The sequence below is a fragment of the Noviherbaspirillum cavernae genome, from assembly GCF_003590875.1.
Classification (GTDB): Bacteria; Pseudomonadota; Gammaproteobacteria; order Burkholderiales; family Burkholderiaceae_D; genus Noviherbaspirillum; species Noviherbaspirillum cavernae.
The window spans coordinates 289,640-305,240 of sequence record NZ_QYUN01000003.1; the positions used below are offsets into that span (position 1 = coordinate 289,640).

Sequence of the window (15,601 nt, forward strand, 5' to 3'; positions counted from 1 at the left end):
TTTCGCAGAACGACTCTCGATGATGCGCGTCACGCGTCGCGCGGGATGTGGTGTTTGGCCGACATGAATTGTTTTTGACTTGTCATCAGCCGCAACTGATTATCGACACCGGCCACTCCGGGAACCTCGGTCACCACCTGTTCCGTTCGGGCACGCTCCTGCGCATCGAGCACGATGCCAAGCAAGGCGACCTCGCCGTTGCGGGCTTCGACGGTGATGTGCGTGTCGCGCGTTGCGGCATTGTCCTTGATGGCAGCATGAATGCGCGCTTCCAGCGTCATGTTGGCCAGCACTGCGCGCGACTCTTCCGTTTCCTGAAACTCGGGCCGGCGCGACAGCAGGATGATTTGTTCCACGCAACTGTCCACCGATACGCGGTCCGTGTTGAGCACCATGTCGTACAGGACCGGGTCGCCCCAGCTGACGCCAAACTGCTGATGCATGCGCGACGCATGCGCTTCATCGCTGCGCCGGATTTCGGATGCCGCGAAGTCCCTATCCTCGGTCTCCAGGCTGCTCATCAGCCATTCGACCCGCTTCTCAAAGGAACTGGTGATCCGGACGCAGGGGACGTGCGGCACCGGACGTAACAGACATGTCGCTCCCCAGCCGCGCAACACGACGTTCCCTCTGTTTGCCAGTTCGAACACTTCCTCCGCCGTGTACAGGGCCATGATTTTCCGGTCGGTCTTGAGGCGTTCGAGGAATCCCGCCTTGCCTTCGCGCAAGCGACGAACCGCACTCTTGGGCAAGGCCATCTTTGCCGATACATGGTCCACCACTTCGTTGCGCATCACTTCGATATCGAGCGCCGATGCAAGCTTCAAGGCCACGTCCTTGGCGAGAGATCCCATTTCCTGGGTCATTGCGATCACTGGCATGCAGTCCCCTTCTTCTTTCCATGCTCACCAAAAGCTGCTAGATACGCCAGGGAGATCAATGAGCAGAATATCGATATACCGTCGAACAAAAAGGATGCTCTACTTTGATCAAAACTCTCTTGACTACCGTCAAGTTTTCAAATCAAGCCGCTGCCCTGCTTGCGGCAATGCACCATGTTCAGATCCCGATCTGGACGCGCTGAATTTCCGCCCAGTTCATGTTGGGTGCAGGCCTGTGGCCGCACGTGCGCATGGTGTCGTAACAACGCGCCTTGGCCATCTGAATCGCCTCAATCAGAAAATCGGCGTCATAGGCCTTCAGCAAATGCGGCTGCTGAACTTCCAGATAGGATCGGATACGGTCGCTCGCTCCCGCCGAATCAGGCAACAGATTCCGGTAGGTATCGGTGTCCCAATGCCAGCCCAGGCCCAGCTCGTAAAAGGCGGCGTTATAGGCATCGCAATGAAACCAGTCCGTATCCTCGATTGATCTGTCGATTGCAACATCAAGCATGGCAGCGCTCCTTTGGGCAGGTGCTTCTGATCGTCGGCGTCATCCCGCGTCGGGACTTGGATTGATCTTAATCTCCGCATACCATTAGATATAGTTAAAATTTTTGATCGTTTCCATCAGCTATCGTTAATACATTCCGACAATGAAAAATGCCACGCTGCGCCAGTTGAAGGTATTTGAAACCGTCGCCAGGCACTTGAGCTTTTCGCGTGCCGCGGACGAAATGCATCTCACCCAGCCGGCGATATCGACGCAGATCAGCACGCTCGAAGGACACGTCGGCTTGCCCTTGTTCGAACAACTCGGCAAGAAGATTTATCTGACGCCGGCGGGGAAGGAACTGCTCCATTACGCCCGCTCCATCATCCAGCAGTTCCAGGATGCGGAGGCGGCGATGACCCAGTTCAAGGGCATCTCGGGCGGCAAGCTGAACGTGGCCGTCATCAGCGCCGGCGACTATTTTTTTCCGCGGCTGCTGGTTGAATTCGCCCGCCGCAATGCCGGCGTTACGCTCAACCTGAGCGTCCATAATCGTGAGGAATTGCTGGGGCAGCTCGCGGACAACCTGACCGATCTGGCGGTCATGGTGCGTCCGCCGCCGGACATGGATACCGTGAACGAATCCTTCGCGCCGCACCCCTACGTCATCGTCGCCGCGCCGGATCATCCGCTGGCGAAGAAAAGGCGTATCCCGCTGAGCGTCATCGTGCGCGAACCGTTTGTCGTTCGCGAAAAGGGATCGGATACCTGGAATTCGATGACCGAAGGCCTCGGCAAACATCTCGCCGACCTCAACATCGCGATGGAAATCAAGAGCACCGAAACCATCAAGCAGGCCGTGATCGCGGGCATGGGCATCAGCTTCCTGTCGGCGCATACCATCAATCTCGAACTGCAGGCGGGCAGTCTGGTCGTCCTCGACGTTCAGGGCTTGCCCCTGATGCTGAACTGGTACCTGGTGCATCGCAAGAACAAGCGCCTGCCGCCGGTGGCGCTTGCCTTCAAGGATTTTCTCAAGAGCGATGGCGCGGCACTGATTGCGCAAATGATCCGGTTTGATCCCGGACGTGCAACGCGCTCGGAGAAAGCCGCCAAACCCTTGCGCCCTCGGTTGAGGGATTCATCGACATGAACAGCATGTCCTTGCAAGGACATGCGTGGACCGGCTGAAATGGGAGTGGGTTCAGGCGGCGATTGCTCCATCCCTGCTTGCAGTGCACGGTTCAGGCTTGCAAGCCTGAACCGTGCCGTCACGCCTATTTCATCAACTGCTCAGCCAATGCCATGAATCCCCGATCCGTCAGCGGGATGTTGGCCATGTTGCCGGCCAGCGGATGCGAGGAGAACTTCGCGATCACCAGTTCCGCCTTCGGGTCGATGTAGATCCGCTGGCCGTGGATGCCGCGTGCGTCGAATGTGCCGTGCGCGTTATGCGAGACCCACCACATGTTGCGGTAGGAGTATCCCTTGCCGTAGCCCGGCACGTTCGGATAGCCGGCCTTGGCAAAATCGGCGGGATCGGCCCCCTTGCGGATGTCGTCCACGACAGCCTTGGGTACGATCTGCTGGCCGTTGAACTTGCCGTCCAGCCGGATCATCTCGCCGAAGCGCGCCATGTCGCGCAGGGGCAGGCTGGCGCCACCGCCGCCCGACTCGGTGCCGACCGAATCGACCTGGAAATAGCCGTCGTTTTCCGCGCCGATCTTCTGCCAGATTCTTTCGGACATCAGGGTCGCCACGGATTTGCCGGAGGCACGCTTGACGATCCATGCCAGCACTTCCGCATTGGAGGTCTTGTAGGCGAAGCCTGCGCCATGCTCGCCTTCCTTCTTCAGGTTGACGAGGAATTCATAGAATGTCTTCGGCCCGTTGTAGCCAGGCGGTACGGGCGCCATGCCACCGGCGCGCCCGTAATCCCAGACCTCCGCCTTGGGATCGGCGTAGTTTTCCGAATAGCGCACGCCGATGGTCATGTCCATCACCTGCCGCACGGTCGCATCGCCGTAGGCGCTGTCCTTCAGTTCCGGCACATATTTGGAAACGAGAGCCGACGGGTCGAGCGCGCCTTCCGCCACCAGCATCGCCGCCAATGTCCCGACGAAGGACTTGGTGATGGAGAACGCGGAATGCGGCAAATAGGGTTGCGCCGCGCCGGTGTACTTTTCATAGACTACCTTTCCCCGATGCAGCACGATGATGCTGTCCGTGTAAGTCCGGTTCAGCATCTCCGCCCAGGTCGTCGGCTGTCCCTTGTCATCCAGGAAAGATAGCGTATCGAGGGCCATCGGCGCGGCAGGCAACGGCGAAGCCGGCCCGGTCCCGCGCCAGACATTCGCCGTCGGCACAAGTTCGCGTATATGGGAAAACGACCAGCGTGTTTTGGGAAACTGGTAGTAGGTGCCGTCGGCAAAGCGGATCGTCCTGTTGGCCGGAGGGGGAAAGCCTTGCATCAGTTGCAGACTCGTCGGGTCGGTTGTTGCCGGGTCAGGCAAGGCGGGCTGCGCCTGCGCATGGACGGTGCCAGCGGCGGTGACGGCCAATAGTGCGAACATCATTTTCTTCATCTTGTCTCCTTTGTCATGTCATGAATGCACTTCGGAATGGTCTTCGGTTGCTGCCTTTCAATCACCTGTCGGTGAAATATGAAACGTGCGCACCTGCTTCAGGTTGCGCAGGTATGCGGCCAATGTCGCCGTGTTCCTGGCGTTGGTGGTCTGGAGAATCATGCGATATTCAAAAGAGGCGCCGTCGTCGGTGATGCGATAACTCATGTTCGCAATCGTGAATCCGTGCTCGCTCAGGATCTGCCTCACCTCCTGTTCCGTCATGGCATCGTTCCGGTCGAAACGAATATCGTGATGCGCATAGAAGTGGGAGGGCATCCATGATTCAATGCGCCGAAACACCGACAACGTACCCAGTGTCAGGATGGTCGCAAGTATGGCGGGCATGTAGAAACCGATGCCGACCAGAATGCCGATCGCCGCCGTTATCCAGATCGACGCGGCGGTGGTCAGACCGCGTACCGTGAAACCTTCCTTGAAGATGACGCCCGCGCCGAGGAAGCCGATGCCGGTCATGATGCCTTGCGCCATCCGGGTCGGGTCGGTACGGATGGTGTCGAGCGGCGCGCCGGGCAGCCATTTCCATTGATACAGCGTCACCAGCATCAGGAGGCTTGACGCCAGGCAGACCAGGGTGTGGGTGCGAAACCCTGCAGGGCGGCCGTGATAGCTGCGCTCCAGACCGATGATGCCGCCGGCCGCCACTGCGCCCAGCAGATTGAGGGTGATGGTCAGATATTCCATGTCCATGAGCGACTCCCGCAAAACCGATATGTCGATAATCGGACAATATTACCGCGAGGCATGCGTGCAGGTCCGCGAATGTCAGCGAATGTCAGGGAATGTCAGAAAATATCTGCATCATCGTCCTGCAGCATTGACCCATCTGCAGACTCCTGCACCATTCGCGAACGCCAGCTGCCGCACGCGGTCTGTTCGTTGCGAATTGAAACAAACCGATCGCAATGCCACTGATAAAATTCTTGCCACCGAGACTCCTCTGCCCACCCTGATTCCGATGAATACCCCGCAACCGAAGCGCCTGACGGCCGTGCCATCCAAGTCCGCGGTCCTGCGCGGCTTCATCTGGATCGGCGTCATCCTGCTGTTCCTCCTTGTGTTCGCCTGGCTGGCGCTGCCGGCCATCGTCAAGCACCAGGCGGAACAGCGCGTCACCGAAAAATTCCACCGTCAGCTCACCATCGGCAAGATCGAGTTCAATCCCCTCAAGTTGGTGATGACGGTGCGCGACCTCAAGCTGATGGAGCCGCAAGGCAATGCCGTGTTCGCCAGTTTCGATGCCTTGACGCTCGATCTGTCGTCAGAGTCGCTGATACGCTTCGCGCCGGTGGTGAAGGAAGTCCGCCTGGTCAAGCCCTACGTGCATCTGGTGCGTATCGAAGCCAATCGCTACAGCATCGACGACATCATCGAGCAGATCACCAGCCAGCCGCCCTCCGAGAAACCGGCGCGCTATTCACTCAACAACATCCAGCTGGAAGACGGCAGCATAGAGTTCGAGGACAAGCCGGCCAAAACGACGCATCGCGTGACCGAGCTCCGGCTTGGTGTGCCGTTCATCTCATCGCTGCCGATCCATGTGCACGTATTCGTGGAGCCGCTGCTGAGTGCGAAGGTCAACGACACGCCGCTGCTGGTCAAGGGCAAGGCACGCCCCTTCGCGGACCACAAGGAGGCCATCGTCGAATTGAAACTGGACGATCTGGATATCACGCACTATCTCGGCTACCTGCCCTACCAGCCGAACTTCCGGGTTCCAAGCGCACGGCTGCACGCGAACCTGACTGCCAGTTTCCAGCAGCCAAAGGATCAATCCCCGACCGTCGTCGTGAGCGGCGACGCGGCCATGAAGTCGGTGCAGATCACCGAGCGCGGCGGCAAGCCGGTGATCACCGTGCCCGAACTTGAGGTGAAGCTCGACGACATGGATGTCTTCGGCGGGCGTTTCGATATCGCCCGCGTCGCCATCAAGGGACTGACGGCCGACATGAGCCGCGACCGCACGGGTCAGCTCAATCTGTTGCGCCTGCTGCCGCCGGAGCGCCCGGTCGCCAGCGCGGTCAAGGGGGCCGCCACGGCCGCCGCCGCGCAGGTCGCATTGCAGGAACTGGATATCCGCGACGCGTCCCTGCGCTATGCCGAAGACACGGCGGATCGTTCGCTGCGCGCCGGAGTGGAAAAATTCAATCTGGCCGCGCGCAAGCTCACGCTCGATGCCGGCAAGAAGAAAATCACTGTGGGCGAAGTGACGTCCGACAGTGCGAACTTCCAGCTGCGCAACAACAAGCTGCAAACACAGGCTGCCGCTGCGGCACCCTCCCCCGCATCGAACACTGCATCGAACCCGAAATCCGCTGCAAAAGGCGCAGCCGGCAACAAGGCGGCCAGCCCGTACGCCGTCAATGTGGCGCGCATCGATGTCAAGAACTGGTCGGCCCGGCTCGAAGACCACGACCACGAGGAACCGGCGCTGGCGGTCATCGCGCCGCTCAGTCTGTCCGTGCAGGATTTCTCCACCGCGCCCGCGGCGCGCAGCCGCGTGGACCTGAAGGCAACGCTCAACAAGAGCGGCCAGCTGGCGCTGAATGGCGACGTCGGCCTCGCACCGCTGCATACCGATCTGGCGGTGGAGATGAAGAACGTGGACCTGCTGCCGCTGCAGCCCTATGTCACGGAGAAGGTCAATCTGCGGCTGACGCAGGGCAATGCCTCCGGCAAGGGCAGGCTGCAGCTGGACGCCGCTGCGGACGGCGCGCTGAAAGGCGGATTCAAGGGCGACGCCAGTCTCGCCAACGTCGCCAGCGTGGACAAGGCCAGCAAGAATGATTTCCTGCGCTGGAAATCGCTCGCCTTCAGCGCAATGGACATCAAGCTCGAACCGCTTTCCCTGACGGTGGATCGCATTGCGCTGTCCGACTTCTTCGCCCGCATCATCATCGACGCCACCGGCCGCATCAACGTGCAGGACATCGCGCGCAGCTCGGCCGGCGGAAAAAGGAGCCTGACCGAAGTCGCCGACAGACCCGCTGCCGCGCCCTCCCCGGCAGACCCGGCAGCGCCTGCGCGGCCGGCGATCGTCGCCAAGGCAACCACGGCAGCCCAGACGGCCGTGCAGCAGGCCGCGCAAAAGCTGCCGCCGATCCGCATCAACAAGATCGCGCTGCAGGGCGGGCGCGTGCGCTTCACCGACAACTTCATCAGACCGAATTACACCGCCAACATGCGCGACCTCGGCGGCACCGTGACGGGACTGTCCTCGGATACCGCCACCACGGCAAACGTGGATTTGCGCGGGGAGGTGAATCGCGCGCCGCTGGCGATCGCGGGCCGCATCAATCCGCTCAAGCGGGACCTGTTCCTTGACGTGAAGGCGACCGTGCGCGGCATGGAGCTTGCCACGCTGTCGACCTATGCGGACAAGTACGTGGGCTACGGCATCGAGAAAGGCAAGCTGTCCTTCGAGGTCGCCTACATGATCGACAATCGCGAGCTGAAGGCCAACAACCGGCTGATCCTGGAGCAGCTCACATTCGGTAAAGAAAGCACCAATCCGCAGGCAACCAGGCTGCCGGTGCGGCTCGCGGTCGCCCTCCTGACCGACCGCAACGGTGTCATCGACGTCAACATGCCGATCGACGGCTCGATCGACGATCCGCAATTCTCCATCGGCGGCATCATCCTCAAGGTGATCGGCAACATCATCGTCAAGGCGGTCACTGCGCCGTTCACCCTGCTGGGTTCGATGTTCGGCGGTAGCGGCGGCGAGGAAATGGCCACGCTGGAGTTCGAGCCGGGCCGCGCCACCATACCGGCGGCCGGCGAAGACAAGCTCAAGTCGATCGCCAAGGCGCTGAACGAACGCCCCGCGCTCAAGCTCGACATCACGGGCCACGCCGACGCTGCCGTCGATATCGATGGCTTGAAGCAGACATCGATCGAGCGCAAGGTGCGTTCACTCAAGATCAAGGACATGCAGGCGCGCGGCGAGACCGTGCAGCCCGGCAGCGTGGTCGTCAAGCCGGAGGAATACGCGGCATTGCTGACGCGGGTCTACAAGGACGAATCATTCACCAAGCCGCGCAACGTGATCGGCATGCAAAAGAGCGTGCCGGTCGAGGAAATGGAAAAGCTGATGATCGCCAATACCGCCATCAACGAGAACGACCTGATCGCGCTCGGCGACCGCCGCGCGCAGGCGGTCAAGGACTGGCTGCTGAAAGCCGGACATGTCGCACCCGAGCGCGTGTTCGTCAGCGCGACCAAATCCGCTGCCGTCGAGGCAAGGGAGCACGACAAGAGCAAGGACAAGGGCGCGTCGCCGCTGCACGGGGTGAATTTCGCGCTGAAGTGAATGCGGGCGGCAGTCAATCTGCCCCGCCCGGCCGATGGCGCTGGAACATCGTGGCGACCGCCATCACCGACAGGGCCGAAGGCGGCCCCGCTTGCAATTTCGATAAGGCCGTTTTTCTCGTGGACGCCGTGCGCTGCGCCGCCTTGATGTTCCGGCAAATGCGGAACGATTTCGACCATGTCATTAATCCTCATGCATGCATGAGTCTTCCGGCAACAGTCTCAAGGCGGCCGCATTGCCGCATTGACTAAGAGCGTCTAACAAAATGATTCTGAGGGTGTTGCGCCGCCTTGCCGTACTACTCGTACTGTCTGCGGCGGCGCCCTTGCAGGGCGCGCACTGGCCTGCATGCCAGTGCCGTTTCGCAGGCGGGCAGCAGGCTGCCCGAATTCCCTGCTACACCCTACTCAGAACCGCTTCGCTTCATTTTGTTAGGCGCTTTAATTATCGAATTGTCATTTCTTCCGTTTTTCGGAATGATCCCAGCCGGATTATTCGCTTTTTCCCTGCATGGATCGGTGCTACGCTGTCCCGTCCGATGCCAGTATCGCCGGGGGAGGAAAAATCATCCGCGCGTCCCCTTGAATTATTGCCGCCTCGTCGCCAAAACAAGATGTAACCGTCATTCAGGAACCCTAGTGAAACCAAAGCACATTCAAGTCGCAGTCTGGGCCGCGATCTTCTTCGTTGCCTTTATCACCATCAGCCAGTTCTTCGGCGCCCGTGCGGCATCCAATGCCGCGCCGATTGCGTATTCGGACTTTCTGACCGAGGTCAAGGCGAAGAACATCAAGGAAGTGACGATCTCGGAAGAGAAGATCCTCGCCGTCACCAACAACGGCGCGGTGCTGAAGACCACCGCGACCATGCTCGATCGCGGCCTGATCAGCGACCTGATTGCCAATGGCGTCAAGTTCGACGTCAAGAACCCCGAACCGCCATCCTTCCTGTCTCAGGTGCTGGTGTCATGGTTCCCCATGCTGCTGCTGATCGGCGTGTGGGTCTTCTTCATGCGCCGTTCGCAAGGCAAGGGCAAGGGCGGTCTGCTCTCGATCGGCAAGTCCAAGGCGCGCATGCTGGATGAAAAGACCAACACGGTCACCTTCGCCGACGTCGCTGGTTGCGACGAGGCCAAGGAGGAAGTCGGCGAGATCGTCGAGTTCCTGCGCGATCCGACCAAGTTCCAGAAACTCGGCGGCCATATTCCGCGCGGCGTGCTGATGGTGGGCCCGCCGGGAACGGGTAAAACCCTGCTAGCGCGCGCGATCGCGGGCGAAGCAAAAGTGCCGTTCTTCACGATTTCCGGTTCGGACTTCGTCGAGATGTTTGTCGGCGTGGGCGCGTCCCGCGTGCGCGACATGTTCGAGACGGCGAAGAAGCATTCGCCCTGCATCATCTTCATCGATGAAATCGATGCGGTCGGCCGTCAGCGCGGCTCCGGCATGGGCGGCGGCAACGACGAGCGCGAACAGACGCTGAACCAGATGCTGGTCGAGATGGACGGCTTCGAGCCGAATTCCGGCGTGATCGTGATCGCCGCGACCAACCGTGCCGATGTACTCGACAAGGCGCTGCTGCGTCCGGGTCGCTTCGACCGCCAGGTGATGGTCGGTCTGCCGGACATTCGCGGCCGTGAACAGATCCTGAACGTGCACATGCGCAAGGTCCCCGCCTCCAGGGATGTGCAGTCGAACGTCCTCGCACGCGGCACGCCGGGCTTCTCCGGCGCGGAACTGGCGAACCTGGTCAACGAGGCGGCGCTGTTCGCCGCGCGCCGCAACAAGCGTTACGTCGACATGCAGGATTTCGAGGATGCCAAGGACAAGATCATCATGGGGCCGGAGCGCAAGTCCGCCGTGATGCGCGAAGAGGAACGTCGCAATACCGCGTACCACGAATCGGGCCATGCAGTCGTGGCGAAGTTGCTGCCGAAGGCCGACCCGGTGCACAAGGTCACCATCATGCCGCGCGGCTATGCACTCGGCTTGACCTGGCAGCTGCCAGAACATGATCGCGTAAACATGTACAAGGACAAGATGCTGGAAGATATCGCCATCCTGTTCGGCGGACGCATCGCGGAAGAGATCTTCATGGGTCAGATGTCGACCGGCGCATCGAATGACTTCGAGCGTGCGACCAAGCTGGCGCGCGCGATGGTGACGCGCTACGGCATGTCCGAGACGCTCGGCACCATGGTGTACGTCGACGACGAGCAGAACAGCTTCGGAGCGAAATCGGTTTCCGAGGAAACGCAGCAGAAGGTCGATGACGAGATCCGCAGCATCCTCGACGCCCAGTACGCTCTCGCGCGTCGCCTGCTCGAGGAAAACCGCGACAAGGTGGAAGCAATGACGAAGGCCCTGCTCGATTGGGAAACCGTCGATGCGGACCAGGTCAACGACATCATGGCCGGCGTCGAGCCGCGCCAGCCGAAGTACGGCGCACCGGAGAAAAAGTCGCCGCCATCAGGCCCGATGTCGCCGAACGTAACCGCTCCCGCCTGAACGCGCAGAACGATTTGCAAGCCGCCGGATGTGTTGGTCTCCGTGACCCATCCGGCGCACCGCCTGAAACCCCTGTTCCCATTCCCCCTGCCACACCCTCGCCCGGAATGACGCTGCAATTTGATCGCAGCTGATCGCTTGCGCCATCCGGTGCATCCGCGCGGAACCATGCATGAGCGCGCCGCCACTCATGAGACAAGTTCACTTCTCCGCGCCGCGAGCATGAAAACCGTCGATACCGCCGCTCTTGCCTCGCTGTTGCCTGTTTCTCCGACACCGAGCTGCTCAACCGCTATCGCGGCCATTTGAGCGATCACGCGGTCCATTCCAGGACAAGGGCCTCCATGCTGAACCTTGCCAGCCAGTTTCTCGGCTGGTGGCGCAAATGGCATGTCGGCGACGAATATGCCATCTCGCCTCGTGCAGCCTGCCCGGACCATCAGTTGCGATGCATGTACAGGGATGAACTGGATTCGTTCCTGCGGTTCATGTCGGGTGCGCGGTAGTTTTTCGCCCCGATCCAGGAGGGAATCGGACACCCTTCACGCAATCACTGCCGGCGCCTGACCACCGCCATCGTCAGCCGCGACACGCACACCAGATGCCCGGCGTCATCCGCGATGCGTATTTCCCATACCTGGGTCGAGTGCCCGATATGAAACGGACGCGCGGTGCCGGTCACCCATCCGCCGCTTGCAGGCCGCATGTGATTCGCGTTGATATCGAGACCGACGCAATACGACTTGCTTCCATCGACGCACAGATTTGCGGCGGTGCTGCCCACCGTCTCGGCCAGCAGCACCGACGCGCCGCCATGCAGGATGCCGAACGGCTGCACCGTGCGCGCATCGACTGGCATACGCGCCGACAGCCAGTCGTCGCCGATTCCGGTGAACTCGATACCGAGCCTGTCGGCTGCGGTGTTCGCATTCAATTTCTGCAGGTCTTCCAGTGTTGATTCGTGATTCCAGATCGGCATGGGAGTTGTTCCAGTCAGTCGATGATGTAAAACATGGTCGGACGTCAGCGCGCGAAGATCAATCGCACGCCCAGCGCCACGAAAATCGTGCCGGCGGCACGGTCCAGCCACAGGCCGGCACGCGGCCGGCGATGCAGCCAGTGCCCCACCGCGCCAGAAAAATAGCCGAGCAAGCCGAACAGCAGCGCCGCCTGCAGCGTGAAGATCACACCCAGCTGCACCGTCTGCCAGCTCGCGCCGCCGCGCTCGGCAATGACGAATTGCGGCAGGAAGGAGAGGAAGAACAGCACCACCTTCGGATTGATGGCGTTGGCGAACAGGCCCTTGGCGAACAGCTTGCGCAGCGATTCGTCGGGGGCCGTGACGCTTGCCGCCCGTGCGCCGCCGCGGCTGCGCAAGGCCTGCATGCCGAGCCAGACGAGATACAGTCCGCCGCACATCTTCAGCACGGAAAATGCCGTCGGCGAGGCCGCGATCAGTGCGCTGACGCCGAGCGCCGCGAGCGCGGTGTGGCTCAGGCAACCCAGCGCGCAGCCGAGGCCGAATGCGATCCCCTGCGCGCGTCCGCGCGACATGCCGACGCCCAGCACCATCAGGTTGTCCGGGCCGGGCGATGCCGTGATCAGCATTGCCGCAGCGAGAAAGCCGAAAAATTGTTCAGGAGTGAGCATCACGAAGCGCCTCTCTGCAGGAATCAGAACCGGAGGCGTAGCGACAGTGCAGCCTGCGGCTCGTAACAAGAACACGACACAAGGAACACGACATCGCCATCAATCGAGCTTCACTTCCAGCCCGCGCTGCACGCCCGGACGCGCCAGCAGCGCGCGATACCAGCGCTCGACGTGGGGATAATCCTGTAAATTCACCTCGTGCCGCTCGTGCCGCCACGCCCAGCCGAGGATGGCGAAATCGGCCACCGACAGTTCACCCGCGACGAACTCGACCTGCGCCAGCCGGCGGTCGAGCACGCCATACAGGCGGCGCGTTTCATCCGAATAACGCTTGAGCCCGTAGCGGCGGTCGCCCTCGCTTTCCAGGCTGCGGAAGTGATGCACCTGCCCCGGCATCGGGCCGAAGCCGCCCATCTGCCACATCAGCCATTCCAGCACCGGCACGCGGCTGCGCAAATCGGCCGGCAGGAAGCGGCCGCTCTTTTCAGCGAGATAGAGCAGGATCGCGCCCGATTCGAACACGCTGATCGGCTTGCCGTCCGGTCCCTCCGCATCGACGATCGCCGGAATCCGGTTGTTCGGGCTGATGCGCAGGAAGTCGGGCTCGTGCTGCTGTCCCTGCGTGATGTTCACGGGCACAACGGTGTAGGAAAGCTCCATCTCTTCCAGCGCGACGCTGATCTTGCGTCCGTTCGGTGTATTCCATGCGTAAAGCGTGATTGCCACGTGACATGACTCCTTTTCCATCCGGATTGCGGCTTGTATGCGGACAAGGATTATTGCCGTTTTTGGCCATCCTTGCTGCGCTTGGCCATTGCCGCCGCGAATCTGTTCGGCAGGAAGAAACTTAATGAATCGCAGCTTGTCTTTATAGAATGATTCGATGATGCACCTGCATCGAATCTACGCTGCTTCGACTGAATGATTGAACTGACGCAAGGGGGAAGATGATGATGATGAGAAAGACTGCTACGGCTGTGCTGGGAGTTGCCGCCCTGGCCGCTGTGTTGACTGCCTGTCAGAAAAAGGATGAGATGAGCGGCAAGGGCCCGGCGGAAAAAGCGGGCGAGAAAATCGACCAGGCCGCAGCCAAGGCGAGTGAGGAATTGAGCAAGGTAGGCGAGAAGACGGGACAGGCACTGCAGGATGCCGGTCAGAAACTGGAAAGCAAGGCGCAGGAAATGCAGAAGCAGCCGGAACCTCAAAAATAGAATGGCGCAAAGCAGCACATTGCCTGTGCGCTGCTTTGCTGGAAGAAAAAATCCCGTATTCCGGACTCATTGCTCGGCGATCAAAATCCGTGTGCCGGAGCGGCTGCTCCGGCAACGCATCATCCGGCAACCCATCGCTCAGCGCAAAAAGCGGTACCGGGATAATTCAGAACTGCTCCCACTCCTCATCAGAACTGGCGACATGCACCAGTCGTCTGGGTTGCGTGCCGTTATCGGCGGCGATCCGGGCCGGTGAGCGCTTTTCGGGCAGCGCTGCAGGATGCATCCTGGCTGCAGGCCTGGCTACGGGCATGGCTGCGGACTTGACCGGCATCACTTGCATGCTGTTCAACTTGAAAACACTGACCGCCTGCGCCAGGCTGGCGGCCTGATCCTGCATTGCTGCCGATGCGGCAGACGCCTGTTCCACCAGCGCCGCATTCTGTTGGGTGACTTCGTCCATCTGGCTGATCGCCTGATTGATCTGCTCGATGCCGGCGGTCTGCTCCTGGCTGGCCGCCGTGATCTCGCCGATGATGTTGGTCACGCGCCTGACGCTTGCAACGATCTCGTCCATCGTCGCGCCGGCCTCGTCAACCAGCTTGCTGCCGGCATCGACCTTGTCAACCGAATCGTCGATCAGCGACTTGATCTCCTTGGCCGCGGCGGCCGAGCGCTGCGCGAGGCTGCGCACTTCGGATGCCACCACTGCAAAGCCGCGGCCCTGCTCGCCGGCGCGCGCCGCTTCGACCGCCGCGTTCAGCGCGAGGATGTTGGTCTGGAAGGCGATGCCGTCGATGACGCCGATGATATCGACGATCTTCTTCGACGAGTCGTTGATCGAGCCCATTGTCTGGACGACTTCGGATACCACCGTGCCGCCCCTGATGGCGATCTCGGAAGCCGACACCGCCAGCTGGTTCGCCTGCCGCGCATTGTCGGCATTCTGCTTGACCGTGCCGGTCAGTTCTTCCATCGACGAGGCGGTTTCCTCCAGCGAGCTGGCCTGCTGCTCGGTGCGCGATGACAGGTCGAGGTTGCCGCTGGCAATCTCGTTCGACGCGGTGGCGATGGTGTCGGTGCCGTTGCGCACCTCGCTGACGATGCGCACCAGGCTGTCGTTCATGTCCTTCAAGGCCTGCATCAATTGACCGCTTTCATCCTTGCTCTTGACCGTGATCTGTTGCCGCAGATCGCCTTGTGCGACAACCTGGGCGACCTGCATCGCATCGTTCATGGGCCGGGTGATGGAGCGCGTGATCAGCCAGGCAATCACGCCACCCAATGCCAGCGCAGCCGCGGTCAGGGAAAGCATCAGTGTCAGTACTTGCGAATAAGTGTCGTCGGCAGCGGCCGCGTCCTTCTTGTTGCGTTCCTCCTGGCGATCCATGTAGTCACTCAGCAGGTCCTGCCACTGCTGGGTGGCAGGAGCGGCTTCGCTCCCGAGGATCTGCATGGCTTCGACATTGTTGTTGTCCCTTGCGAAATCGATGACCTTTTGATTCGCCGCCAATGCCTTATGCCGCGCCGCCTTGATCTTTTGCTGGAACGCCCTGCCGGCTTCGGTCGCAGGCATTTTTTCGAGCGTGTCAAAGGCAGCGTCGTAGCGGCGACGCGCGGTTTCGATAGCGCCGAGCTGGGCCTTGACCGTGTTTTCGTCGGTCAAAATGATGATGTTGCGCGTGACGCGCGACACGACATGCGCCGCGTCGGACAACTCGTGCGCAATCGTTATCTTGCGCACATTGTCCTCGAGCACCTTTTCCAGATTCTCGTGCATCTCGCGTATGCCGTTGGCCCCGATCAGGCTCAATGCAAGCATGATGGTCAGTACTGAGGAGAACCCAAGTCCCAAACGCAAGCCGATTTTCATGTCCGTGATTTTCATTTTCTTTCTGCGATCAA

General features: G+C 60.8%; 13 protein-coding genes. 5 read left to right on the forward strand and 8 right to left on the reverse strand.

Going from position 1 to position 15,601, the window contains the following annotated elements; genetic code table 11:
• Positions 1-29: 29 nt before the first annotated feature.
• The gene (locus D3870_RS19875; protein WP_119742782.1) at positions 30-881 is read right to left on the reverse strand and encodes a cytidylate kinase family protein; all 852 of its coding nucleotides are present in this window, start codon (positions 879-881) and stop codon (positions 30-32) included.
• A gap of 178 nt (positions 882-1,059) precedes the next feature.
• Complete coding sequence (locus tag D3870_RS19880; protein ID WP_119742784.1) at positions 1,060-1,395, reverse strand: HAD family hydrolase; 336 nt, start codon at positions 1,393-1,395, stop codon at positions 1,060-1,062.
• A 142-nt stretch (positions 1,396-1,537) separates the two neighbouring features.
• On the opposite strand from D3870_RS19880, the gene D3870_RS19885 reads away from it, so the two are divergent.
• Positions 1,538-2,527: a LysR family transcriptional regulator gene (locus D3870_RS19885; RefSeq protein ID WP_119742786.1), complete on the forward strand. Its 990-nt coding sequence runs from the start codon at positions 1,538-1,540 to the stop codon at positions 2,525-2,527.
• Positions 2,528-2,651: 124 nt separating this feature from the next.
• Here D3870_RS19885 and D3870_RS19890 read toward each other — a convergent pair whose 3' ends face one another.
• Together D3870_RS19890 and D3870_RS19895 are read right to left on the reverse strand one after the other, a co-directional pair.
• Complete coding sequence (locus tag D3870_RS19890) at positions 2,652-3,959, reverse strand: serine hydrolase domain-containing protein (protein ID WP_119742788.1); 1,308 nt, start codon at positions 3,957-3,959, stop codon at positions 2,652-2,654.
• A 57-nt stretch (positions 3,960-4,016) separates the two neighbouring features.
• On the reverse strand, positions 4,017-4,709 hold the full coding sequence (locus tag D3870_RS19895; RefSeq protein WP_119742790.1) for an MgtC/SapB family protein: 693 nt from the start codon (positions 4,707-4,709) through the stop codon (positions 4,017-4,019).
• A gap of 268 nt (positions 4,710-4,977) precedes the next feature.
• Here D3870_RS19895 and D3870_RS19900 point away from each other — a divergent pair, with 268 nt between their 5' ends.
• The 3 genes from D3870_RS19900 to D3870_RS22430 all read left to right on the forward strand — a co-directional run bounded on the left by D3870_RS19900 (position 4,978) and on the right by D3870_RS22430 (position 11,341).
• The gene (locus D3870_RS19900; protein WP_119743165.1) at positions 4,978-8,331 is read left to right on the forward strand and encodes a DUF748 domain-containing protein; all 3,354 of its coding nucleotides are present in this window, start codon (positions 4,978-4,980) and stop codon (positions 8,329-8,331) included.
• Between the two features lie 677 nt (positions 8,332-9,008).
• A complete protein-coding gene (gene ftsH / locus D3870_RS19915) occupies positions 9,009-10,835 on the forward strand; it encodes an ATP-dependent zinc metalloprotease FtsH (protein WP_277986384.1) in 1,827 nt (608 codons plus the stop codon).
• A gap of 344 nt (positions 10,836-11,179) precedes the next feature.
• Positions 11,180-11,341 carry a hypothetical protein gene (locus D3870_RS22430; RefSeq protein ID WP_158590527.1) on the forward strand — a complete coding sequence of 54 codons (162 nt, stop codon included), beginning with the start codon at positions 11,180-11,182 and terminating at the stop codon, positions 11,339-11,341.
• Positions 11,342-11,385: 44 nt separating this feature from the next.
• Here D3870_RS22430 and D3870_RS19920 read toward each other — a convergent pair whose 3' ends face one another.
• The 3 genes from D3870_RS19920 to D3870_RS19930 form a co-directional block, all read right to left on the reverse strand.
• Complete coding sequence (locus D3870_RS19920) at positions 11,386-11,814, reverse strand: hotdog fold thioesterase (RefSeq protein ID WP_119742796.1); 429 nt, start codon at positions 11,812-11,814, stop codon at positions 11,386-11,388.
• A gap of 44 nt (positions 11,815-11,858) precedes the next feature.
• Positions 11,859-12,485, reverse strand: coding sequence for a LysE family translocator (locus D3870_RS19925; protein WP_199710828.1), 627 nt, complete (start codon positions 12,483-12,485; stop codon positions 11,859-11,861).
• A gap of 99 nt (positions 12,486-12,584) precedes the next feature.
• Complete coding sequence (locus D3870_RS19930) at positions 12,585-13,211, reverse strand: glutathione S-transferase family protein (RefSeq protein WP_119743167.1); 627 nt, start codon at positions 13,209-13,211, stop codon at positions 12,585-12,587.
• Between the two features lie 227 nt (positions 13,212-13,438).
• On the opposite strand from D3870_RS19930, the gene D3870_RS19935 reads away from it, so the two are divergent.
• Positions 13,439-13,696, forward strand: a complete 258-nt coding sequence (locus D3870_RS19935) for a hypothetical protein (RefSeq protein WP_199710830.1) — start codon at positions 13,439-13,441, stop codon at positions 13,694-13,696.
• Positions 13,697-13,862: 166 nt separating this feature from the next.
• Here the strand turns inward: D3870_RS19935 and D3870_RS23120 are convergent, their stop codons facing one another.
• A complete protein-coding gene (locus D3870_RS23120; protein WP_119742800.1) occupies positions 13,863-15,584 on the reverse strand; it encodes a methyl-accepting chemotaxis protein in 1,722 nt (573 codons plus the stop codon).
• Positions 15,585-15,601 lie beyond the last annotated feature (17 nt).